This is a genomic window from Pseudonocardia sp. (assembly GCF_029263155.1).
Taxonomy (GTDB): Bacteria; Actinomycetota; Actinomycetes; order Mycobacteriales; family Pseudonocardiaceae; genus Pseudonocardia.
In genome coordinates this window covers 1-20,849 of sequence record NZ_JAJCYB010000088.1, presented here as the reverse complement: position 1 = coordinate 20,849, position 20,849 = coordinate 1, and the positions used below count along the sequence as shown (strand labels likewise).

At 74.7% G+C, this 20,849-nt stretch carries 18 protein-coding genes; 8 read left to right on the top strand and 10 right to left on the bottom strand.

Features of this window, described 5'->3' with window-relative positions:
• Positions 1-4: 4 nt before the first annotated feature.
• Genes Q1K26_RS18330 through Q1K26_RS18315 form a run of 4 tightly spaced genes read right to left on the bottom strand, consistent with a single transcriptional unit; the run spans position 5 to position 4,503 of the window.
• The gene (locus tag Q1K26_RS18330) at positions 5-856 is read right to left on the bottom strand and encodes an FAD binding domain-containing protein (protein ID WP_300014227.1); all 852 of its coding nucleotides are present in this window, start codon (positions 854-856) and stop codon (positions 5-7) included.
• Positions 856-2,439: a hydantoinase/oxoprolinase family protein gene (locus Q1K26_RS18325; RefSeq protein WP_300014224.1), complete on the bottom strand. Its 1,584-nt coding sequence runs from the start codon at positions 2,437-2,439 to the stop codon at positions 856-858. Before Q1K26_RS18325 ends, Q1K26_RS18330 begins: the two co-directional genes overlap by 1 nt.
• A complete protein-coding gene (locus Q1K26_RS18320; protein WP_300014221.1) occupies positions 2,432-3,520 on the bottom strand; it encodes a DUF917 domain-containing protein in 1,089 nt (362 codons plus the stop codon). Before Q1K26_RS18320 ends, Q1K26_RS18325 begins: the two co-directional genes overlap by 8 nt.
• Entirely contained in the window at positions 3,517-4,503 is a 987-nt protein-coding gene (locus tag Q1K26_RS18315; protein ID WP_300014218.1) for an LLM class flavin-dependent oxidoreductase, read from the bottom strand. Before Q1K26_RS18315 ends, Q1K26_RS18320 begins: the two co-directional genes overlap by 4 nt.
• Positions 4,504-4,627: 124 nt before the next feature.
• Between Q1K26_RS18315 and Q1K26_RS18310 the strand changes: the two genes are divergently transcribed.
• A complete protein-coding gene (locus Q1K26_RS18310; protein ID WP_300014214.1) occupies positions 4,628-6,172 on the top strand; it encodes a helix-turn-helix domain-containing protein in 1,545 nt (514 codons plus the stop codon).
• Between the two features lie 46 nt (positions 6,173-6,218).
• Positions 6,219-6,416 carry a DUF2945 domain-containing protein gene (locus Q1K26_RS18305; RefSeq protein ID WP_300014461.1) on the top strand — a complete coding sequence of 66 codons (198 nt, stop codon included), beginning with the start codon at positions 6,219-6,221 and terminating at the stop codon, positions 6,414-6,416.
• Positions 6,417-6,425: 9 nt separating this feature from the next.
• Here Q1K26_RS18305 and Q1K26_RS18300 read toward each other — a convergent pair whose 3' ends face one another.
• Genes Q1K26_RS18300 through Q1K26_RS18285 form a run of 4 tightly spaced genes read right to left on the bottom strand, consistent with a single transcriptional unit; the run spans position 6,426 to position 9,413 of the window.
• Positions 6,426-7,193: a glycosyltransferase family A protein gene (locus Q1K26_RS18300; RefSeq protein ID WP_300014211.1), complete on the bottom strand. Its 768-nt coding sequence runs from the start codon at positions 7,191-7,193 to the stop codon at positions 6,426-6,428.
• Entirely contained in the window at positions 7,190-8,092 is a 903-nt protein-coding gene (locus Q1K26_RS18295; RefSeq protein ID WP_300014208.1) for a class I SAM-dependent methyltransferase, read from the bottom strand. Before Q1K26_RS18295 ends, Q1K26_RS18300 begins: the two co-directional genes overlap by 4 nt.
• Positions 8,014-8,493 carry a PIG-L family deacetylase gene (locus Q1K26_RS18290; RefSeq protein ID WP_300014205.1) on the bottom strand — a complete coding sequence of 160 codons (480 nt, stop codon included), beginning with the start codon at positions 8,491-8,493 and terminating at the stop codon, positions 8,014-8,016. Before Q1K26_RS18290 ends, Q1K26_RS18295 begins: the two co-directional genes overlap by 79 nt.
• Positions 8,490-9,413: an acyl-CoA dehydrogenase family protein gene (locus tag Q1K26_RS18285; RefSeq protein ID WP_300014202.1), complete on the bottom strand. Its 924-nt coding sequence runs from the start codon at positions 9,411-9,413 to the stop codon at positions 8,490-8,492. The genes Q1K26_RS18290 and Q1K26_RS18285 overlap by 4 nt, the downstream gene beginning before the upstream one ends.
• Positions 9,414-9,579: 166 nt before the next feature.
• Here Q1K26_RS18285 and Q1K26_RS18280 point away from each other — a divergent pair, with 166 nt between their 5' ends.
• The 4 genes from Q1K26_RS18280 to nrfD all read left to right on the top strand — a co-directional run bounded on the left by Q1K26_RS18280 (position 9,580) and on the right by nrfD (position 15,089).
• Positions 9,580-9,864, top strand: coding sequence for a hypothetical protein (locus Q1K26_RS18280; protein WP_300014199.1), 285 nt, complete (start codon positions 9,580-9,582; stop codon positions 9,862-9,864).
• A 49-nt stretch (positions 9,865-9,913) separates the two neighbouring features.
• Positions 9,914-13,138 carry a formate dehydrogenase gene (gene fdh, locus Q1K26_RS18275; RefSeq protein WP_300014196.1) on the top strand — a complete coding sequence of 1,075 codons (3,225 nt, stop codon included), beginning with the start codon at positions 9,914-9,916 and terminating at the stop codon, positions 13,136-13,138.
• The gene (locus Q1K26_RS18270) at positions 13,138-14,067 is read left to right on the top strand and encodes a 4Fe-4S dicluster domain-containing protein (protein ID WP_300014193.1); all 930 of its coding nucleotides are present in this window, start codon (positions 13,138-13,140) and stop codon (positions 14,065-14,067) included. Before fdh ends, Q1K26_RS18270 begins: the two co-directional genes overlap by 1 nt.
• A gap of 107 nt (positions 14,068-14,174) precedes the next feature.
• Entirely contained in the window at positions 14,175-15,089 is a 915-nt protein-coding gene (gene nrfD / locus Q1K26_RS18265) for an NrfD/PsrC family molybdoenzyme membrane anchor subunit (protein ID WP_300014458.1), read from the top strand.
• Between the two features lie 17 nt (positions 15,090-15,106).
• Here the strand turns inward: nrfD and ligD are convergent, their stop codons facing one another.
• Positions 15,107-16,123 (bottom strand): non-homologous end-joining DNA ligase, encoded by a 1,017-nt coding sequence (ligD, locus tag Q1K26_RS18260; protein WP_363320492.1) that lies wholly within the window; start codon positions 16,121-16,123, stop codon positions 15,107-15,109.
• A gap of 125 nt (positions 16,124-16,248) precedes the next feature.
• Between ligD and ald the strand changes: the two genes are divergently transcribed.
• Positions 16,249-17,430, top strand: coding sequence for an alanine dehydrogenase (gene ald / locus Q1K26_RS18255; protein ID WP_300014190.1), 1,182 nt, complete (start codon positions 16,249-16,251; stop codon positions 17,428-17,430).
• Here the strand turns inward: ald and Q1K26_RS18250 are convergent.
• Positions 17,376-17,906: a GNAT family N-acetyltransferase gene (locus tag Q1K26_RS18250; protein ID WP_300014187.1), complete on the bottom strand. Its 531-nt coding sequence runs from the start codon at positions 17,904-17,906 to the stop codon at positions 17,376-17,378. The two genes, ald and Q1K26_RS18250, sit on opposite strands and share 55 nt — an antisense overlap.
• A gap of 420 nt (positions 17,907-18,326) precedes the next feature.
• Here Q1K26_RS18250 and Q1K26_RS18245 point away from each other — a divergent pair, with 420 nt between their 5' ends.
• The gene (locus Q1K26_RS18245) at positions 18,327-20,396 is read left to right on the top strand and encodes a DEAD/DEAH box helicase (protein ID WP_300014185.1); all 2,070 of its coding nucleotides are present in this window, start codon (positions 18,327-18,329) and stop codon (positions 20,394-20,396) included.
• Positions 20,397-20,849 lie beyond the last annotated feature (453 nt).

The following is a 20,849-nucleotide window of genomic DNA, read 5'->3' as shown; positions in this document are numbered from 1 at the left end:
CCGCTCACCTCCCAGCTCGTCGTGCGCAGATCCCGGCGGCCCGGCGCAGCAGGCCCGGCACCACGCGGCGCCGGTAGTCGGCCGAGCCGCGCAGGTCGTCGACGGGGGTGATGTCCCGGCACGCGGCCGCCGCGGCCGCATCCAGGCGGTCCGCCTCCAGGGGGCCGCCCACCAGCGCCTCCTCGGCCCCGGTGGAGCGCGCCGGGCGCGGCCCGACCGCGGCCAGCGCGACCCTCGCCCCGGTGACCGCCCCGGCCGCGTCGAAGGACAACCGCATCGCCAGGCCGACGATGGCCACCTCCATGGCCCCGCGCCGACCCACCTTCAGGTAGACATCGCCGCTGCCCTTCCCCGGATCGCCGAGCGAGACCCCGGTGAGCAGCTCGTCGGCGGCGCGGGTGGTCGTGCGGCGGCCGACGAGGAACTCCTGCAGCGGCACCGTGCGACCGGCCGCCCGGCTGCGCAGCGTCACGGTGGCGTCGTGGACGAGCAGCGCGGGAAGCGTGTCGGCCGCGGGCGAGGCGTTGCAGACGTTGCCGCCGATCGTGCCGACCACCTGCGTCTGCCGGCCGCCGACGGTGGCGGCGGACTCGGCCACCGCGCGGAACCGGTCGCCGAGCACACCGGTCGCCAGCGTGCGGTGCGTCACCAGCGCGCCGAGGTGCACCGAGCCGTTCGCCTCGACGCCCCGCAGCCCCGCGACCCGCTCCACGTGCAGCAGCACGGCCGGGGTGATCTCCCCGCGGGCCAGCTGGATCATCACGTCGGTGCCACCCGCGAGCACCTGGCAACCGTCGCCGCGCGCGGCCAGCACGTCGAGGGCGGCGTCGACCGTGTCGACAGCATGCAACTCCATCACGCCTCCACAGGGTGCGTTCTGAGCGGACCCGCGGCCTTGACCCGGACCCGCGCGACCGGATCGGTGAGGTAGGCCAGCGGCACCTCGTCGATCTCCACGATCTCCACGTGCATCGGGTCCGCGCCGGCGCGGATCGCCTCGTCGCGGGCCAGCCGGACCGCCTCGGCCAGCGCGTCGTCCCGGCCGTCCTTGCCGTAGCTGAACACCCGGTCGACCTCACCGGACACCGACGCGATCGCCGCGCCGATCGCGTTGGCCACGTCGTGGTTGTCCGGCCGGTGCACCCCCGCCACCCCGGCGAGGGTCTCGGGGATCAGCCCGCTGCCGCCACCGACGGCGATCAGCGGCAGCTCCCGGCCCGAGGTCTTGACGCGGTCGACGGCCTCCTCGATGCGCAGGTCACACGCGGCGAGTCCGGCGAGCAGCAGGTCGGTGTACCCGTCGGTCCGGCCCGACTCGCCGATCCCGCGGCTGCGACCCGACGCCACGATCGCGTCGGTGAGCGTCGGGACCGACCCGCCGAACACCAGCGCCTCCGAGGTCAGGCGGTAGCCGACGCTGCCGGGACCCAGCGCCACCCCGCCGGGCGACGCGCGCAGGATCGTGCCGCCGCCGAGCGCCAGCGACACCAGGTCGGGCATCCGGAAGTTGGTCCGCACGCCACCGATCTCGACGGCCGTGGAGGACTCGCGCGGGAACCCCGAGGAGAGGATGCCGATGTCGGTGGAGGTGCCCCCGACGTCGACGACCAGCGCGTCCGCGGCGCCGGTCAGGTAGCTAGCACCCCGCATGCTGTTGGTCGGCCCGCTGCCGATGGTGAGGATCGGGTAGCGCCGGACGTAGTCCAGGCTCATCAGCGTGCCGTCGTTCTGCGCGATGTAGGCCTCGGCGGCGATGCCGTGGGCGCGCATGGCGTTGCTCAGCCCGGAGGTGATCCGCTCCGCCACCGCCACCAGCGCCGCGTTGAGCACGCAGGCGTTCTCCCGTTCGAGCAGCCCGAGCGAGCCGATCTCGTGGCTCAGCGAGACCGGGACGTCGTCGCCGAGCACCTCCCGCACCAGCTCCTCGACGCGGAACTCCTGGTCGGACAGGACCGGCGAGAAGACCCCGGACACCGCGACGCACTCGGCCTGCTCGCGCACGCCGTCGAGGAAGCGACGCACCGCGTCCTCGTCGAGCGCGACGATCGGCTCGCCGGTCATCTCCACGCCGCCGTCGACGATGATCTCGCCGCAGGAGATGGCGCCGCGCAGGTCGGGCGGCCAGCTCGACAGCGGCGGGATCGCGTGGGTCGCGGGCCCGCCCAGCCGCACGGCGGCGACCCGGTTGAGGTGGCGGCGTTCCAGGATGGCGTTGGTGGCGTGCGTCGTCCCCAGCATGACGTGGGTGATCCGGCCCGATGCCCCGTCGAGCTGGCCGAGCACCCGGTCCAGCGCCGAGAGGATCCCGGTGGTGACGTCGGACGTGGTGGGGTGCTTGACCTTCGCCAGCAGCCGGTCGCCGGCGTCGACGACGACCGCGTCGGTGTTGGTGCCACCCACGTCGATGCCGACGCGCAGGCCGCCCTCGCCCTCACGCACGGGCACCTCCGGAGACGCGGTCGGCCACCGGCACGAAGTCGAAGTCGTAGCCGAAGGCGCGGGGCCCGACCGCGAGCAGTCCCTCGGCGGAGGTCCACACCTCCGGGGCCGGGAACGCCACGATCTCCACACGCTGGCCGTAGCGGATCATCTCGGTGACGATCCCGTGACCGGTGTGGATGTCGAGCAGCGTGATGATGTCCGGGACGGTGGCGAGCGGCTCGCCGTCCTCGATCACCACGAGGTTCTCGTTCTGGAACTCCAGCCGGAACAGCCGCCCCTTGTCCTCGCCCAGGCCTTCGACCAGCGCCGAACCGCGCACGAACCCGCCCGCCGTGCGCCGCTCGATGTCGATCACCTTGCCCTGCCCCAGCCGCAGCAGCGGGGCCACCTCGGCGATCGCGGCGAGCGGGTCGTCCGTGCTGCGCAGGATCGCCTCCCCCATCCGGATCGCGCGGGTCACCGTGCCCGGGATCGCCGGGCGGCGGGCCTGTCCGACGGTCATCGGGTACAGCCCGCCGCACGCCGACCCGCCCAGGGCCGCGACGCTGTTGCGGACGAGCTTCTCCAGCCACACGTTGTCGCGGGTCGTGAACACGATCGTCTGCAGGCGCTCGTCGGTGATCACCGCGGGCGAGCCGGGCATCCCGTACAGGTGCGGGGTCAGCATCTGCAGCTCCGGGAACGCGCGGCCCATGAAGTCGCCGTCCAGCAGCGGCAGGTCCGCGTAGGCCGCCCAGGCCACCGGCAGCACCCCGTTGATCCCGCCCATCTCGAACGGCATCACCGCGGCCACCGGACGCCCGAAGTGGCGCTCGTAGCTCTCCCGGATGACTCGGCCCTCGGCACCGTTGGGGATCTTCTCCACCATGACCGTGGGGGCCCCGATCATGCCGCACGGCATGACGAGGTCGTCGTCGTCGAAGGCGTCGATCGGGCGCACGTCGACCGGCCCCAGCGCGCGGATCGCGACCATCGCCATCAGCTCGCCGATCCGCGGGTCGCCACCCCCGCCGCCGGCGAACACCGTGCAGCCCAGCGACAGCGCGGGCAGGTTGTCCAGATCGATCCGGGCCGTCACCGGCCCAGCCTCGGGAGCACCTCGGCCGCGATCAGGCGCAGCTGGGCCTCGGTCCCGTCCGGGGGCTGGGGCGAGAGGATGACGCTGTCGGCTCCGGCCGCCCAGTACGCCCGGATCCGGTCCGCGGCCTCGTCGGGTGTACCGGAGACGGCGAGGACGTCGACCCAGTCCTCCGGCATCCCGTCGAGCAGCGCCTGGTAGCCACCGGCGTCGATCAGCTCCGACACCGTGTCGTTGATCCCGATGGAGCCGGTGAGCGGTGTCGGGCCGACGGCCTGCAGGTAGAACGCGAGCGACTCGCGCACCGCGGCCCTGGCCCTGTCGCGGTCCGGGTCGACCGACGTCAGCACGTAGGTGGGCAGGGCGAAGGTGCCGCTGCGACCGGCGTCGCGCATGCCCTTCTCGCCGAGCGACCGCGCCCAGCTGACGTACTCGGTCGGCGCCAGCACGGACAGCACGTTGCCGTCGGCGATCCGCCCGGCCAGCTCGCAGCCCTTCGCCCCGATCACCCCGAGATAGAGCGGCACCTCGGTGGCCGGCGGGTGGAACAGCACGACGTCGCGGAAGGTGAAGTACTCGCCCTCGACGGTGAACGGCTCGTGGCTGGTCAACGCCGTGCGGATACCGGTGACGGCCTCCGTGAGCGCCCGCATCGGCGACTTCGGGGTCAGACCCATCTGGCGCACCCACGCCGGCACACCGTGACCGACGCCGGGCAGGAAGCGGCCCGGGAAGGCGCGGTCGAGCGAGGCGATCTCCATGGCGGCCGCGGCGGGGTGGCGGGCCACGCACGACATGATGCCGAGCCCGACGCGGACGTGCGAGGTCGCGGCGAGCACGCTCGCCGCGGCGGTGAAGCCGCCGTAGAAGAAGTAGTCCTCGGCCAGCCAGACCTCGTCGAAGCCGAGCTCCTCGCACAGGGCGGCCAGCTCGGCCAGGCGCTCCGGCGGGGTGGTGGACAGCAGCAGGATCCCGAGCTTCACGGACAACCCCTTCGCGGAGGAATACTTCTGCGGTGAAGCTAGCCGCCGGGCCCCGCCCGAACTATGGGCCGAGCGCACAGGTTCAAGGGCTTGCTCTGGCGTGTCGCACAAGCCAAGGTGAGCCATGGACCGCCTGACCGTCGCGGACGTGCTCGCCGAGCTGGAGCGCGGCGCTCCCGGCCTGACCGAGCTCGTCTGCGGATCACCCGAGCGGGAGGTCCGCGCGGGTTGGCTCGCCGAGAACCTGCGAGACCTCGACGACTGCCCTGCGCACGCGCTGGTGGTCCTGACCCGGGCCGCCTCGCGGGACGCACAGGGCTACCGGCTCGACGTCGCACTGCGGCGGCTGAGCAGCGTGGCCGGACTGGTCCTGCAGTCCGACGCACCGCCACCCTCGCTCAGCGCGCTGGCACTGGCCCGCCGCGAGGACCTGCCGCTGGTCCGGCTGACCCGCCCCACCGACGTCACCTCGGTGCTGGCCATGACCGTCCGCATGCTCGACACGCGGCTGCCGATGCTGCTGGAGCGCGCAGTGGGCGTGTGCCGGGCGGTCGACCGGCTGGAGAGCCAGGACGTCGACGGCACGGGCCTGCTGGTCCGCTCGGGCGCGGCCGAGCTCTTCGGGCTGACGCTGGGCCCCCGCGACGGCAGCCGCGACGGCATCCCGGCCGTCCTGACCGACCGCGACGGTCCCTGGCTGCAGCGGACACCGACCGTCGTGGCGGAGGACTCGCTGGCCCAGCTCGCCATGTGGCGGCTCGCGGGGGCCATGACCCGGCGCGCCGTCGAGACCGACCGCGCCGAACAGCTGTCGCTGCTGTCCTCGGGCGAGCTGCTCAACCAGCTGCTCGACGCGGCCACCGAGAACAGCGGGCCGCTGCTGCGCCGGGCCGCGCAGCTGGGCATCCACGTCGAGAACTGGAACGAGGTGGTCGACGTGGAGTTCGCGAACGTGCTGGCCGTGGCCGACGACGACCCGGTCACCGCGTACCACTACGCACAGACGATGAGCCGGGTCGCCGCGCAGGCAGCCGCCCGGCAGGACGGGTCCTGGGCGATGGCGCCGCGGGCCGGTGGCGTCCTGCTGCTGCGCACCCGCACCCACGCCGACGGCCCGGCCGGGCTGCGGCGGCTGCGCTCGTCGGTGCAGGCGGTGCTCGACCGCGCCGCCGCGACGTTCCCCGGCATGCAGGTGCTGTGCGGCATCGGCGGCGCGCACGAGGGGCTGGCCGGGCTGCGGGCCTCCCGGGCCGAGGCGGCGTCCGCGCTGCAGAGCGCACGGCTGCGCGGCGCCATCGGCGAGCCCGTGGCGTTCGACGCTCCCGGACTGAGCAGGCTGCTGGTCGAGTGGTACTCGTCGAGCTCGGTGCGCCACAGCATCGACGACCTGCTGGCGCCGTTGAGCACGCTCGGCCCGGCGAAACGACGTGAGTACGGCACGACGCTGCGCGTGTACCTGGAGACCAACCGGTCGGTCGGGCGTACCGCCGCGCAGCTCTACCTGCACCGCAACACCGTCGCGTACCGGATCACCAAGGTGCTCGACGTGCTCGGCATCGACCTCGACGACCCGAACCAGTTCCTCGCCCTCTACCTCGCCTGCTACGCCCAGTCGATGCCGCACGGAGCGCCTCGTGAGGATCCCGGGGACCGGCCGACGCCGGTGTGAGCTACCGCAGCGGGGGTACCCGCGGTCGGTGAGCGACGAGAAGCGACTGCACCCGGGCGACCACGTCGAGTGGTCCACCCACGGCACGACGACCGAGGGCGAGGTCGTCGAGGAGATCACGGAGGACACCGAGGCGGCGGGCCGCACGGTGCGCGCCTCCCCCGATGACCCGCAGTACCGCGTCCGCAGCGACCGGAGCGGGCGCGACGCCGTCCACCGGCCGACCGCGCTGGAGGAGACCTGACCGCGGGGCTCACAGCCCGGCGAGCAGGCCGGCCAGGCCGTCCTCGGCCCGCCCGACGGTGCGCGCGCTGGTGCGCACCCGCCCGTCCAGCGCGGTCACCAGGCGGAACCCGCCGTCACGCACGCGGGCCGCGAGCCCGTGGTCCTCCCCGCAGCGCACCGGCGGGAAGCCGCCGACCGCCCGGAACACGTCGGCCCGGATGCCGAGGTTGGCGCCGTACACGTGGGTGTGCCCGGCACCTCGGGTGCCGTCGCCGAGGATGCGGGCGTACGCGCGGCGGGCGGTGGGCGACAGGTGGTGGGCGTCGTCGAGGTCGGCGAGTCCGGCGACGGCGTGGGCACCGTCCGCGGCGTGACGCAGGTGGTCGCGCACCCAGCCGGGGTCGACGGTCGTGTCGGCGTCGGTGCTCAGCAACCACAGGGCCTCGGGCGGGTGCGTCGCGAGCCGCCGCGTCAGCCACGCGACGCCGAGGTTGCGCAGCGCGCCGACGCTGCCGGCTCCCTCGTGCGGCACCAGGCCGAGGGCGGTGGGCCGGCCGCCGTGCGCGGCGGCGGCACGGGAGGCGGTGCGGTCGGTGCAGCGGTCGAGCACCACGCACAGCGCCGCGTCCACGTCGACGCCCTCCAGCGCGCGCAGGACGGACCCGACGCAGCGCCCGATGTGCTCCTGCTCGTCCCGGGCGGGCACGACGACCCCGACGGCACCGATCGGGGTCGCCGCGCTCCCCCGCCGCACGTGCCCCGCACCGCCGGTGGGCGGTCCCCCGGACCTGCTCATCGGCGCCGCAGCACGTGCAGCAGGAACCCGTCGTCGCGGTGCTCGACGAGCGGGGTGAACCGCGGGTCGTCGAGCAGCACCCGGTGCGTCGCCGCGGCGTCGCGCGGCGCGTCGGCGGGCCAGTCACCGCTCCAGTGCGCCAGCACGAGGTCCCCGCCGGGCTCCAGCGCCTCGGCGAGCCGGTCGACCGTGGCGGCCAGGTCCCCGTCGGACAGGTAGTACAGCACCTCGCTGAGCACGGCGAGGTCGATGCCGCCGGGCAGCGCGGCGGCGGCGGGCAGCGCCCGGCGCGCGACGGTGACCCCGGGCAGCCCGGCGGTGGCCGACCGGGCCTGCCGGGTCGCGGCCTCGGCGAAGTCGGAGGCGTCGAGGCGGTCGCAGCGCGCGGCGAGCTCGGCGGTCAGCGTCCCGGTGCCGCAGCCGGGCTCGGCCGCGTGCCGGTAGCGCTCCCGGGGCAGGCAGGCCAGCAGCGCCGCCCGCCTGCGGCGCTCGTACCAGCTGGTGCGGGTCTCCCACGGGTCCCCGCCCGCCGCCGCGTACAGCTCGTCGAACCGCGCGAGCGGCGCCCCGCGGGCGAGCGGGCTGCGGAACACCACCTCCGACGCCGAGTCGAAGTGCACCAGCACCTCCGGGGGCAGGATCTCCGTCTGGCCGTCCGGCCCCGGCCGCAGCTGGGACCCGAAGCAGGCCACCGCCGCCCGCTTGACCGCGCGCGCCCGCTCGTCGAGGACGTGGGCGTGGGCGTGGTCCCACGGGATCGACGGGTCGTCGGGGCCGCGCCACGGCCACAGCCAGATGGGGTAGGCCCAGCCGGTGGCCGTCACCGGGGTCGCGGCGGCGGCCGCCCGCCCGGCCGCGGCGTGGTCGGGGTGCGGATCCTCCGTCCAGGGCGCGAGCACCGCGTCGGCGCCGTCGAGCAGGGGGCCAGTGTGCCCGCGAGGGCGTCGGCGTCCAGGGCGGAGTCGGGCATCCCCAGCCGGTGCACGCGCACCGACCCCAGGCCCAGCACGCGCAGGGCGTCGTCGAGCTCACGGCGCCGGACCCGGCGCAGGTCCGCGCGCCCGCGCGAGTCGAGCTCCGGGAACGCCGCCTCGCCGTCGGTGGCGACGACCAGCTCGACCTCCCCGCCCGCCGCGTGCACCGCCCGCATCAGGCCGCCGACCGCGAGCGTCTCGTCGTCGGGATGGGCCGAGACGACGACGACCCTGCCCAGCGAGCCGGGGTCCAGCGGGCGCGGCGGCCGCTGCGCGAGGGCCTCCGCCCACTCCCCGGGCGTGGTGATCGGGAGCGGGACCGTCATGCGCTCTCCTCGACGAGACGGGCGCCCAGCGCGGCGAGATCGCGTTCGGCGTGGTGCTGGCGGACGTAGACGCCCAGGTCGGCCAGCCGGTCCCCGAGCCGCTCGTGGCGGCTCAGCACGGTGGCTCCGGCCAGGCGCGGGGCGAGGTCGAGCACCGCGCGGGCGGTGTGCTCCGCCGACGCGCGCACGATCGCCACGGCGGTCGCGTGATCGGCGGCCGGGTCGGCGTCGATCCCGGCCGCGGTCCGGGCGAGCAGCGCGTCGGTGCCGGCGAGCGCGGTGTGCAGCGCGCCGAGGTGGGTCAGCCCGTGGGGGTCGTCCGCGTGCTCCCGCACGTCGTCGACGACGCCCGCGGCCCCGCCCAGCCACACGGCCGCCACTCCCCCGCCGCCCCAGCAGAACCCCGGGCGGTCGGTGTAGAACCCCGGCGCACCGATGACCGCTCCGGCCGGCACGCCGTCGAACACGACGTCGACGCTGTCGCTGGCCGCCATCCCGGCGGGGCGCCAGCTGCCCTCGACCGGGCGCACACGGGGATCGCTCAGTTCGACGTCGACGATGCCGTCGGGCGTCACGACCAGCGCCCGGTCCAGGGTGTGCGCGCCCGAGCAGAACCGCACGGTGCCGTGCACCGCGCCGTCGACCAGCACGGCGCCGGTACCGCCCGAGCGGGCCGCCCAGACGCCGTAGCGGGCGTCCGGGACCGGTTTCCCGCCGGCCTCGGCCAGTATCGCGACGGCGTCGGTGTGCCCCTCGGCCAGCCGGGCGAGCACGAGATCGGTGCGGCCCCAGCCGGTCAGCACCGACCACCGGAGGGCGGTGTCGCCGTGCCCGGGCAGCGGGAGGTCGAGGGATCCGTCGCGCAGCAGGTCCGCGAGGGTGGCCCCCGCGGCGGGCGGCCCGAGCAGCAGGGTGTCCACGTCGGATCACTACCCCCTCGGGTGCGGGGTCACGCCGTGATCCCGTGACCGGCCGGCGTGGCCGCCCACACACCACCCGCGGCCGGGACCGGGCCGGTTGGCCCGGCCCGGTCCGGGGTAGTGCTGTGCGGTGACACCACGATCCGATGCGTCCCTGTTCGACAGGATGAAGGACAAGCTGGGGCTGCGTGCCACCCCGGCGGAGGACGACGTCGCAGGCGACGGCCATCTCGCGCAGACCCGCGCGACGGGCGGCCTCGACGGCGGCGCCGGTGACACCGCCACGACCACCGGCACCGGCGAGAACGAGGAGTTCGTGGGCCGGGTGTCCGGCCAGGACGACGGGACCGAACGCACCAGCGGGGCCGAGGCCAGGGCCTTCGGCACGGACGACGACGCGGTCGCCGACGACGAGCCGTCGGCGGGTCCGGCGCGACCGGACCGGCGCTGAGTCGCCTTCCGGAGGTTTGGGCCCGGTCGGGCGCGGGGATCTGGCAGGGGTGTGGATCGAGGAGTTCCTGTCCCGCTGGCCCGCGTACCGCCAGGCCTCCGGCCCGGACCGCCTGGGCCGCGGCGCCGCAGCACGGTCGTCGGGCGGCACCGCGGACCGGCCCGCCCGCACGACCGAGGCCGACACCGTCACCCGGTCGATCTGCCCGTTCTGCGCGGTCGGCTGCGGGCAGCAGATCTTCGCGAAGGACGGGAAGGTCACCCACGTCGAGGGCGACCCCGAGTCGCCGATCAGCCGGGGGCGGCTGTGTCCCAAGGGCTCCTCGACGCTGTCGCTGCTGACCGCGCCGACCCGGCAGACGACCGTGCGCTACCGCAGGCCCCACGGGACCGAGTGGGAGGACCTCGACCTCGACACCGCCGTCGACATGATCGTCGACCGGGTGCTGGAGACCCGCGAGCGCACCTGGCAGGACGTCGACGACCTGGGCCGGCACCTGCACCGCACGATGGGGATAGCGAGCCTCGGAGGGGCGACCCTCGACAACGAGGAGAACTACCTCATGAAGAAGCTCTACACCGCGATGGGCGCGGTGCAGATCGAGAACCAGGCCCGCATTTGACACAGCTCCACCGTCCCCGGTCTGGGGACCTCGTTCGGGCGCGGCGGCGCCACCAACTACCAGCAGGACCTGGCCAACTCCGACTGCATCGTCATCCAGGGCTCCAACATGGCCGAGGCGCACCCGGTCGGGTTCCAGTGGGTGATGGAGGCCAAGAAGCGGGGCGCGACGGTGATCCACGTCGACCCGCGGTTCACCCGGACCTCGGCCCTGGCCGACCTGCACGTCCCGATCCGGGCCGGCACGGACATCGCGTTCCTGGGCGGGCTGATCCACCACGTGCTGGAGACCGGTGCGTGGTTCGAGGACTACGTCCGCGCGTACACGAACGCGCCGATGATCGTGCGCGAGGACTTCCGCGACACCGAGGACCTCGACGGCGTGTTCTCCGGCTTCGACCCGGAGACGGGCCGCTACGACGTGCGGTCCTGGCAGTACGAGGGCGGCGTGGCCGAGGCGGCGACCGGGCAGCGTGACGAGCGGCAGACCATGCCCGAGGGCGAGCGGGGCGAGATCGCCGGGTCCGGTGGCGCGCCGACGACCAGCGCCCCGGAGCGCGACGACACGCTGCAGCATCCGCGGTGCGTGTTCCAGCTGCTCACGCGCCACTACTCGCGCTACACCCCCGAGATGGTGGAGCAGGTGTGCGGCATCCCGCCGCAGACCTTCCGGCAGGTCGCCGACGCCCTGACCCGCAACTCGGGCCGCGAGCGCACCAGCGCGTTCGCCTACGCCGTGGGCTGGACCCACCACACCGTCGGCGTGCAGTACATCCGGGCGGCGTCGATCCTGCAGGCGCTGCTGGGCAACATCGGCAGGCCGGGCGGCGGGATCCTGGCGCTGCGCGGGCACGCCAGCATCCAGGGCTCCACCGACATCCCCACGTTGTTCGACCTGCTGCCCGGCTACATCCCGATGCCCAACGCGCACCGCGAGCAGACCCTGGCGACCTTCATCGAGGCCAACTCCGGCGACAAGGGCTTCTGGGGCGACATGGACGCCTACCTGGTGAGCCTGCTCAAGTCCTGGTTCGGCGACGCCGCCACCGCCGAGAACGACTTCTGCTTCGACGACCTGCCCCGGCTCGACGGCGACCACTCCAGCTTCCGCACCGTGATGGACCAGGCCGACGGGAAGGTGCCCGGCTACTTCGTGATCGGCGAGAACCCGGCGGTGGGCACGGCGAACTCGCGGATGCAGCGCCAGGGCCTCGCGAAGCTGGAGTGGCTGGTGGTGCGCGACCTCAACATGATCGAGACGGCGACGTTCTGGAAGGACGGCCCGGAGATCGAGACCGGGGAGCAGCGGACCGAGGACATCGGCACCGAGGTGTTCTTCCTTCCGGCCGCGAACCACTCGGAGAAGGAGGGGACGTTCACCAACACCCAGCGGCTGCTGCAGTGGCGGCACAAGGCCGTCGAGCCGCCCGGGGACTGCCGCAGCGACCTGTGGTTCTACTTCGAGCTGGGCCGGCGCATCAAGCAGCGGCTGGCCGACTCGACCGAGCCCCGCGACCGGCCGCTGCAGCACCTGACCTGGGACTACCCCGTCGACTCCCGCGGTGAGCCGGACGCGGCCGCGGTGCTGCGCGAGATCAACGGGACCGATTCCGACGGGCGGGCGGTGTCCGGCTACACCGAGCTGCGCGCCGACGGCTCCACCCGCTGCGGGTGCTGGATCTACTCGGGCGTGTACGCCGATGAGGTCAACCAGGCGGCCCGGCGCACCCCCGCCTCACCCGAGGATCCCGGTGCGCACGAGTGGGGCTGGGCGTGGCCGATGAACCGCCACGTGCTCTACAACCGGGCCTCCGCCGACCCGGAGGGCCGCCCGTGGAGCGAGCGCAAGAAGCTCGTCTGGTGGGACGGCGAGCGCTGGACCGGCGACGACGTCCCGGACTTCCCCGCCACCACCGCGCCCGGCTACCGCGCACCCGACGACGCCCGCGCGGCGCGGGCGATCAGCGGGGACGAGCCGTTCATCATGCAGTCCGACGGGCGGGCGTGGCTGCACGCCCCCGCCGGACTGGCCGACGCCCCGATGCCCGCGCACTACGAACCGCAGGAGTCGCCGGTGCGCAACGCCCTGTACCAGCGGCACCGGGCCAACCCGGCCGTCGAGCTGTTCGACCGGCCGGGCAACCGCTACCACGCCGTGCCGGACGCACCCGAGGGCGACGTGTTCCCGTTCGTCTTCACCACCTTCCGCGTCACCGAGCACCACACGGCGGGCGGCATGAGCCGCTGGACACCGCGCCTCAACGAGCTGATGCCGCAGATGTTCCTGGAGGTCTCCCCGGAGCTGGCCGCCGAGCGGGGCCTGGCCAACGCGCAGTGGGCGCACGTCGTCACCGCCCGGTCCGCCGTCGAGGGGCGCGTGCTGGTGACCCGGCGAGCCACGCCGCTGCGGATCGGCTCCGCGGAGGATGCCCGCACCGTCCACCAGATCGGGGTGCCCTGGCACTGGGGGTCCAACGGGCTGTCCACCGGCGACGCGGCCAACGAGATGCTGTCGGTGGCGCTGGACCCGAACGTGCACATCATGGAGACCAAGGCCGCCACCTGCGACATCCGTCCCGGACGCCGCCCCCGCGGCCCCGCGCTCGTGGACTACCTCGCCGACTACCGCCGGCGCGCCGGCCTGGAGGACTGATGGCGAACTCGCTGTACGGGCCGCTCGCGGACCCGACCGCCGACGCCGGCTACGCCGAGGGACACCCGCCGCGCGTCGGGTTCTTCACCGACACCAGCGTGTGCATCGGCTGCAAGGCGTGCGAGGTGGCGTGCAAGGAGTGGAACTCGCTGCCCGCCGACGGCGCCGACCCCGCCGATGTGGACGTGCTCGCGCTGACCGGCATGAGCTACGACAACACCGGCGGCCTCGGCGCCAGCACCTACCGGCACGTCGCGTTCATCGAGCAGGAGGTGCCCGCCCGGCGCCCGGACCCCGTGGACCTGGGGATGCCGGCGGCGGAGCTGCCGCAGGGCCGCGACGCCACCGAGGTGCGCTGGCTCATGTCGTCGGACGTGTGCAAGCACTGCACGCACGCGGCGTGCCTGGACGTCTGCCCGACCGGGGCACTGATCCGCACCGAGCACGGCACGGTGCTGGTGCAGGACGACATCTGCAACGGCTGCGGGTACTGCGTCCCGGCCTGCCCCTACGGCGTGATCGACCAGCGCAAGGGGGACCCGGCCCAGGGCGGCGGCGGCGCGTTCAAGTGCACGATGTGCCAGGACCGCCTCGGCGCCGGACTGCAGCCCGCGTGCGCCACCGCCTGCCCGACCGAGTCGATCCAGTTCGGCCCGCTCGACGAGCTGCGCGAGCGGGCCGCGGAACGGGTCGCGACGCTGCAGGACAACGGGGTCCCCGAGGCGCGGCTCTACGGCCACGACCCGGACGACGGTGTCGGCGGCGACGGCGCGTTCTTCCTGCTGCTCGACGAGCCCGAGGTGTACGGGCTGCCCCCGGACCCCGTGGTCACCACCCGCGACCTGCCGTCGATGTGGCGCCACGCCGCGGCCGCCGCCCTCGCCGTGGCCGGCACGGTCGCCGCGTCGTTCCTGGGGGCGCGGCGATGACCCGGCCGCAGGAGTCCGGGCACGCACCGCGGCTGCGGCCCGATGGCGACCCGGCCGCGAACGGGCACCGCAAGGGCCGCCGGCGCAAGGGGCGCGGCGAGGCCCTGATGGTGCCCGAGGCCGAGTTCACCTCCTACTACGGCCGGCCGATCATCAAGCCGCCGACCTGGAAGGTCCCCGACGTCCCGCTCTACCTCTACCTGGGCGGCGCCGCGGGCGTATCGGCCGCCGTCGCCGCGCTGGCCGACGTCACCGGGCGTCCCGGCCTGCGCCGCACCGGGCGGTACGCCTCGCTCGCCGGTGCGCTGGTCAGCGTCGGCGCCCTGATCCACGACCTGGGCCGCCCCCAGCGGTTCCTCAACATGCTCCGGGTGGTCAAGCCCACGTCCCCGCTGTCGGTGGGCTCCTGGATCCTCTCGCCGTTCGGCACTCTGTCCGGGCTCGCCGCGGCGTCCGAGCTGACCGGTGTCGCCCCCGGGCTCGGCCGGGCCGCCGGGTTCGGCGCCGGCGTCGTGGGGCCCGCGATGACCACCTACACCGCCGTGCTGCTCGCCGACACCGCCGTGCCCGCCTGGCACGACGGCCATCGCGAGCTGCCCTTCGTGTTCGCCGGCAGCGCCATGGCCGCGGGTGGCGGCATCGGGCTCGTGGCCCGCGGCGACGTGGAGCCCGCCCGCCGGGTGGCGGTCGCCGGGGCGGCGCTGGAGCTGGCGGCCACCGCGGTGCTGGAGCGCCGGATCGGCTTCGCCCGCACCGCGTACACCACGGGCAGACCCGGGCGGCTGCTGCGCGCCGCGCGGGCGGTCACCGCCGCGGGCGCGGCCGCCGCGGTGGGCGGCGGGCTCGTGGCGGGGCGCCGCGGCCGGGCCCTGTCGATCATGGCCGGGGCACTGCTCAACGCCGGGTCGGCCGCCACCCGGTTCGGGGTCTTCGACGCGGGGATGGTCTCCGCGCGCGACCCCGCCTACACGGTGGTGCCGCAGCGGGAACGGCTGGCCGCCCGGAGCGCCGGGGAGCGGTGACGCCGGGCCGGTCGCCCTCACCCGGGTTCGGGCAGCCGCACCTCGCCGGGGTCGCGGTCGGGGCGCAGGCCACGCCAGGACGGGTGCCGGAACGCCCCGTCGCCACTGAAGGAGCGGTACTCGATCTCGCCGACGAGCACCGGGTCCACCCACCGCACCTCCCCGCGACCCGCGCCCCGTCCGGGCCATCCGCGGGCCCGGGCGACCTCGCCCTCGAACGGCGACCCCGGCCGCTCCAGGCCGCGCAGCTGCTGCAGCAACCGCTCCCGGGCGGCGTCGGTGAACCCGGTCCCGACGTCCCCGACGTACACCAGCCTGCCGTCCTCGTCGTGCGCGGCGAGCAACAGCGCGCCGATCGAGCCGTGCCGGTTCCCGGCGCCCGCCGACCAGCCGGCCACGACGACCTCGTGGGTGTGCCGGATCGCGGTCTTGATCCAGCTGCGCGAGCGGCGCCCCGGCTGGTACGTCGAGTCGGCGCGCTTCGCGACCACCCCCTCCAGCCCCTGCTCGCGCGCGGCACCCAGCACCACCGCACCGTCGACGTCCACGAAGTTCGGCGCCACCGCCACCCCCGGCGCACCGCCGAGATCCAGGCCGGCCAGCAGCGCGCGCCGCTCGGTGTAGGGCAGCCCGGTCGTGGGACGGCCCTCGTGGCGCAGCAGGTCGAACACCACGTACCGCACCGGCACCTCGGCGAGCAGCTCGGCGGCCGGTGCGGCGACGTGCATCCGGTGCTGCAGCAGGCCGAAGTCCGGACGGCCCCGCGCGTCGAGCGCGACGAGCTCCCCGTCGACGACCGCGCCGTCGCCGAGACCGGCCGCCGCGATCCCGGAGGAGGCGATCTCGGGGTAGGACGAGGTGATGTCGCGGTCGTTGCGGCTGAACAGGCGCACCCCGCCGTCCCGCGCGTAGCCGACGGCCCGCACCCCGTCGAACTTGATCTCGAACGCCCACCCGGACGCCGTCGGCACCTCCCCCGCCGTCGCGAGCATGGGCCGCACCAGCCCCTCCGCCACCCGACCGGACCCGCGCACCGCCCCAGTGTCCGCCGTGGGCCGCCGCGACGCGAGTACCCCGGCCGGGTACGGGATCCGGTGGCCCGGGCGCCGGTGCGGGAGGCTACGGCGACGTCCCCCTCGACGACGGAAGGCAACGAGCCATGAGCGCACTCGTGATCGGCGTACCCACGGAGATCAAGGACAGCGAGAACCGCGTGGCGATGCAGCCCGACGGTGTCGTCGAGCTGGTCCACGACGGCCATCAGGTGCTGATCCAGTCCGGGGCCGGGGACGGATCGCGCTTCGCCGACGACGACTACCGCACCGCGGGCGCCACGATCGTCGACACCGCCGACGAGCTGTTCGCGCGGACCGACCTCGTCGTCAAGGTCAAGGAACCGGTCCCGGCCGAGTACCACCGCTTCCGCGAGGGCCAGCAGCTGTTCACCTACCTGCACCTCGCCGCGGACCGCGGGCTGACCGAGTTCCTCGTCGAGCGGCGGATCGACGCGATCGCCTACGAGACGGTGCAGACCGCGGACGGGAAGCTGCCGCTGCTCACCCCGATGAGCGAGGTGGCGGGCCGGCTGGCGGTGCAGGCCGCGGCCCACCACCTGGAGAGCCCCGCGGGTGGTGCCGGCGTGCTGCTCGGCGGTGTCCCCGGCACGCCCGCCGCGAAGGTCACCATCATCGGCGGCGGCGTGGCGGGCACCGAGGCGGCGAAGATCGCGGTCGGCATGCGGGCCATCGTGCGCGTCTTCGACACCAACCCGATGCGGCTGGCCTACCTGTCCGACATCTTCGGGGGCCGGCTCGACCTCGTCACCCCGAACCGGGCCCGGCTCAGCGCCTACATCGCCGACTCCGACGTGGTCATCGGCGCGGTGCTCGTGCCGGGGACCAGGGCCCCGAAGCTGGTCAGCCGCGCGATGATCGCGAGCATGCGGCCGGGCAGCGTCGCCGTCGACATCGCCATCGACCAGGGCGGGTGCTTCGAGACCAGCCGGGCCACCACGCACTCCGACCCCGTCTACGTCGAGGAGGGCGTCGTCCACTACTGCGTGGCCAACATCCCCGGCGCCGTGGCCCGCACCTCGACACTCGCCCTCACCTCGGCCACGCTGCCCTACCTGGTCGACGTCGCCCGCGAGGGCGTGGCCGGGGTGGCCCGGACGCACCCGGCGCTGGCCGCGGGCCTGAGCACCCTCGCCGGGGCACTGGTCAGCGAACCGGTCGCGGCCGCCCACGGCCTGCCGCACACTCCCGCCGAGGAGGTCCTCGGCGACGGTCAGGGACGGGGGTCCGAGGACCGCACCCGGAAGACCTCCAGCCGGAGGCCGTAGTACTTGTCGGTCTCGCCGACCCAGCTCATGCCGACGCTGCGGGCGGTGCGCGCGCCGCGCGCGTTGCCCGGGCGCACCAGTGCGAACACCTCGTCGACGTCGAGCCCGAACGCCCGACCGATCACCGCGGCACCCGCCTCCACGGCATAGCCGCGGCCCCAGTGGGCCGGGGCCAGCTGCCAGCCGATCTCGACGTCCTGCTCCTCGACCGGCAGCAGGTGCAGGCCGACACCGCCCACCAGCGCCCCCTCGGCGGTGAGCACCGCCCAGTGTCCCAGCCCGCTCTCGCCCTCCCGGGTCTCCTCGATCCAGGACCGCAACTGCCTGCCCATGGCGTCCTCGTCGGTCACGCGTTCCATCGCCGGGGTCAACCAGCGCGCCACCTCGGCCCGCCCGTACACCTCGAGCGCCGCCGGGGCGTCGCCCGGCTCCCACTCGCGCACGATCAGCCGTTCGGTGCGCAGGATCTCGGCCATGCCGCCACCGTAACCCGGTCGGGGTCCGCGGTGCGGCGCGGAGCACCGGCCGCCAGGCGGTATGCTGACCGGGAGATCCGACCCGGCCCGCCGCTGATCGTCCGGCACGGCCGGTCGGTGCGGTGGATGTCCCGACCGGCAGCCACCTTCCCGTGTGCGGGCCGTCGCGTCCGAGTCGGTGATCTCCCGCAGACCATGGCCGGGTCGCATCCCGGAGGAGCCGTCCGGCTCCTCCCCGCGACGCCCACCACCCGACCGCAGCACCAATGTGCGGCGCGGCCGCCCACGGCGGCCCTGCCGGGCATTCCGGAGGAGGAGTACGTGGCTCGACGAGGCCAGCCCCCGACCAGGGCTCGCCGCGGTGCCCCGCGGGACCGGCGAGGCGGCCGCCACCGCGACGGTGCGGGCAGCGCAGATGTCATGTCGGTGCTCGCGCGCGCCGTCCGGGAGGTCGAGTCCGCCCTGCGCAACGGGCGGGTGACGTCCGCGACGCGCACGAAGTTCCAGGCGGTGGCCCTGCTGCTGCGCGAGGAACGGGCCCGGGTCCGGACGGATCAGCAGGGCAGCGACACGCACCGCACCGAGCAGCTCAAGCGCCTCGACGGCATCGCGAAGACCCTGGCGATGACCGCCGTCCGCGATCCGGCGTTGCTGGCGTTGCTCGCCGAGGACGCCGTGGTCTCCGACGAGGCCAGGTCGCTCAGCCGCGAGGTGCTGCGCTCCGCGGGTGTCGAGCCGCCCGCCGCGCCGGTCACCGAGGAACCCGCGCCGGACGAGGCCCCGACCGCCCCCGCCAAGCCCCAGGTGGTGCCGCAGTCGGTCGTCTCGCGGCAGCTGGCCAACCCGTTCCTCGCCCCGGACTTCTCGGCCGCCCGCCCGAGCGCGCCCCGGCCGACGCCGCTGGCCGGCTGGGAGCTGCTGGGCCCGCTGCTGCGGTCGTTCGAGCGGGTGACCGGCCCCCGGGTCTCGACGTGCATGGAGCTGCCCGCGCCGTCCTCCCCCCTCGCGCCGGGTGGCCGCGAGCTCATGCCCCACCAGGCCCGGCTGGTCGCCGCGGCCGCGGACGGCCACCGCACCTTCCTGCTCGCCGACGAGCCGGGGCTGGGCAAGACCGCGCAGGCGCTGCTCGCCGCGGAGGCCGCGGGTGCCTACCCGCTGCTCGTCGTCGTCCCCAACGTGGTCAAGACGAACTGGGTGCGCGAGGCCGGCCTGTGGACCCCGCACCGCACGGCCACCGCCATCCACGGCAACGGCGAGTCCATCGACGGTTTCGCCGACATCGTCGTCGTCAACTACGAGGTGCTCGACCGGCACGTGGGATGGCTGGGCGACTTCGGCTTCCGCGGGATGGTCGTCGACGAGGCCCACTTCATCAAGAACAAGACCTCCCAGCGCTCGCAGCACGTCCTGGAGCTCTCGCAGCGCATCCGGTCGTTCACCGCGCGCCCGCTGCTGATGGCGCTGACCGGTACCCCGCTGATCAACGACATCGAGGACTTCCTCGCCATCTGGCAGTTCCTCGGCTGGATCGACGCGAAGAAGCCGCTCGCCGACCTGATGGACGCTCTCGACGCCACCGGCCTCACCCCGGCCGACCCCGGCTTCTACGCCGCCGCCCGCGCGTGCGTCGTCGACCGCGGCATCGTCCGGCGCCGCAAGGTCGACGTGGCCGCCGACATCCCCGCGCGGCGCATCGCCGACCTGCCCGTCGAGCTGGACGGGGCGGCCGGCCGGTCGATCCGGGCGGCCGAGCGCGACCTCGCGGCCCGGCTGGTCGCCCGCTACTCCGACGCGCTCGCCGCCCGACGGTCCGGGTCCGTCGTCGACGGCATCGACCACGACCTCGTGCGCCAGGTGGCCCGGTGGGAGCAGAAGGACGCGGCCGAGGCCAAGTCCGGCGACAACGTCTTCACCATGATGCGGCGCATCGGCCAGGCCAAGGCGGCCCTCGCCGCCGACTACGCCGCCCAGCTCGCGCGCAGCGCGGGCAAGGTGGTGTTCTTCGCCAAGCACGTCGACGTGATGGACACCGCCGAGGAGACCTTCGCCGCGCAGGGCGTCCGGTTCTCCTCCATCCGCGGCGACCAGACCTCCGCGGTGCGCCAGCGCAACATCGACGCCTTCGTCGAGGACCCGGGCGTCGCCGTGGCGGTCTGCTCGCTCACCGCCGCCGGGGTGGGCCTCAACCTGCAGGTGGCCTCCAACATCGTGCTCGCGGAGCTGTCCTGGACCGCGGCGGAGCAGACCCAGGCCATCGACCGCAGCCACCGGATCGGCCAGGACCAGCCGGTCACCGCCTGGCGCATCATCGCCGCGCAGACGATCGACGCCCGCATCGCCGAGCTGATCGACAGCAAGGCCGGGCTCGCCGCCCAGGCCCTCGACGGTTCCGACGAGGAGGTCGGGTCCTCGGCCGACCTGCAGCACGAGGCGCTCGTGACGCTGCTGACCGACGCGCTCACCGCGACCCCGGCCCTGCCCGGGAGATGACCGGGCGGGCCCGCGCCGGGCAGGGCGAGGAGCGTGGGTGGGACGGAGCCCGCACCCGCTGCCGTAGCCCGCGGGCACGGCCCGGGCGCGCGGAGCACGTCCGGCACGCTGTCCGGCGGGCCCCACACGCTGCGGACGTGACCCCGACCATCCGGCGCACCGACTCCTGACCACGGCACTGGGCGGGGTTCGAGCTCGGCGACCTGCTGGCGGTTCAGGTGAACCGTTTCGGGCTGGTTTCCGAGTCCGTCGACCTTCCGGTGGTTCAGGTGAACCGTTTCGGGGATGGTCGGCTTCTACCGACCCGCGACCGGGCCCGCCCGCCGGGTCGGGCGGGCCGGGTTCGGGCGTGTCGGCGGCCTCCCAGCGGTTCAGGTGAACCGTTCCGTGCCGGGTGGTGTGGTGGTCGGCTTCTACCGATGTGCTGCCGCGCCGATTCCGTTCCTCGGCGCT

Coding starts and splice junctions, on each gene's coding strand:
- nrfD (WP_300014458.1), top strand. CDS start 14,175: ATGGTGCCCGAGGCCGAGTTCACCTCCTACTACGGCCGGCCGATCATC.
- ald (WP_300014190.1), top strand. CDS start 16,249: ATGAGCGCACTCGTGATCGGCGTACCCACGGAGATCAAGGACAGCGAG.
- Q1K26_RS18300 (WP_300014211.1), bottom strand. CDS start 7,193: ATGAGCAGGTCCGGGGGACCGCCCACCGGCGGTGCGGGGCACGTGCGG.
- Q1K26_RS18330 (WP_300014227.1), bottom strand. CDS start 856: ATGGAGTTGCATGCTGTCGACACGGTCGACGCCGCCCTCGACGTGCTG.
- Q1K26_RS18245 (WP_300014185.1), top strand. CDS start 18,327: ATGTCGGTGCTCGCGCGCGCCGTCCGGGAGGTCGAGTCCGCCCTGCGC.
- Q1K26_RS18290 (WP_300014205.1), bottom strand. CDS start 8,493: ATGACGGTCCCGCTCCCGATCACCACGCCCGGGGAGTGGGCGGAGGCC.
- Q1K26_RS18270 (WP_300014193.1), top strand. CDS start 13,138: ATGGCGAACTCGCTGTACGGGCCGCTCGCGGACCCGACCGCCGACGCC.
- Q1K26_RS18280 (WP_300014199.1), top strand. CDS start 9,580: ATGAAGGACAAGCTGGGGCTGCGTGCCACCCCGGCGGAGGACGACGTC.
- Q1K26_RS18310 (WP_300014214.1), top strand. CDS start 4,628: ATGGACCGCCTGACCGTCGCGGACGTGCTCGCCGAGCTGGAGCGCGGC.
- Q1K26_RS18250 (WP_300014187.1), bottom strand. CDS start 17,906: ATGGCCGAGATCCTGCGCACCGAACGGCTGATCGTGCGCGAGTGGGAG.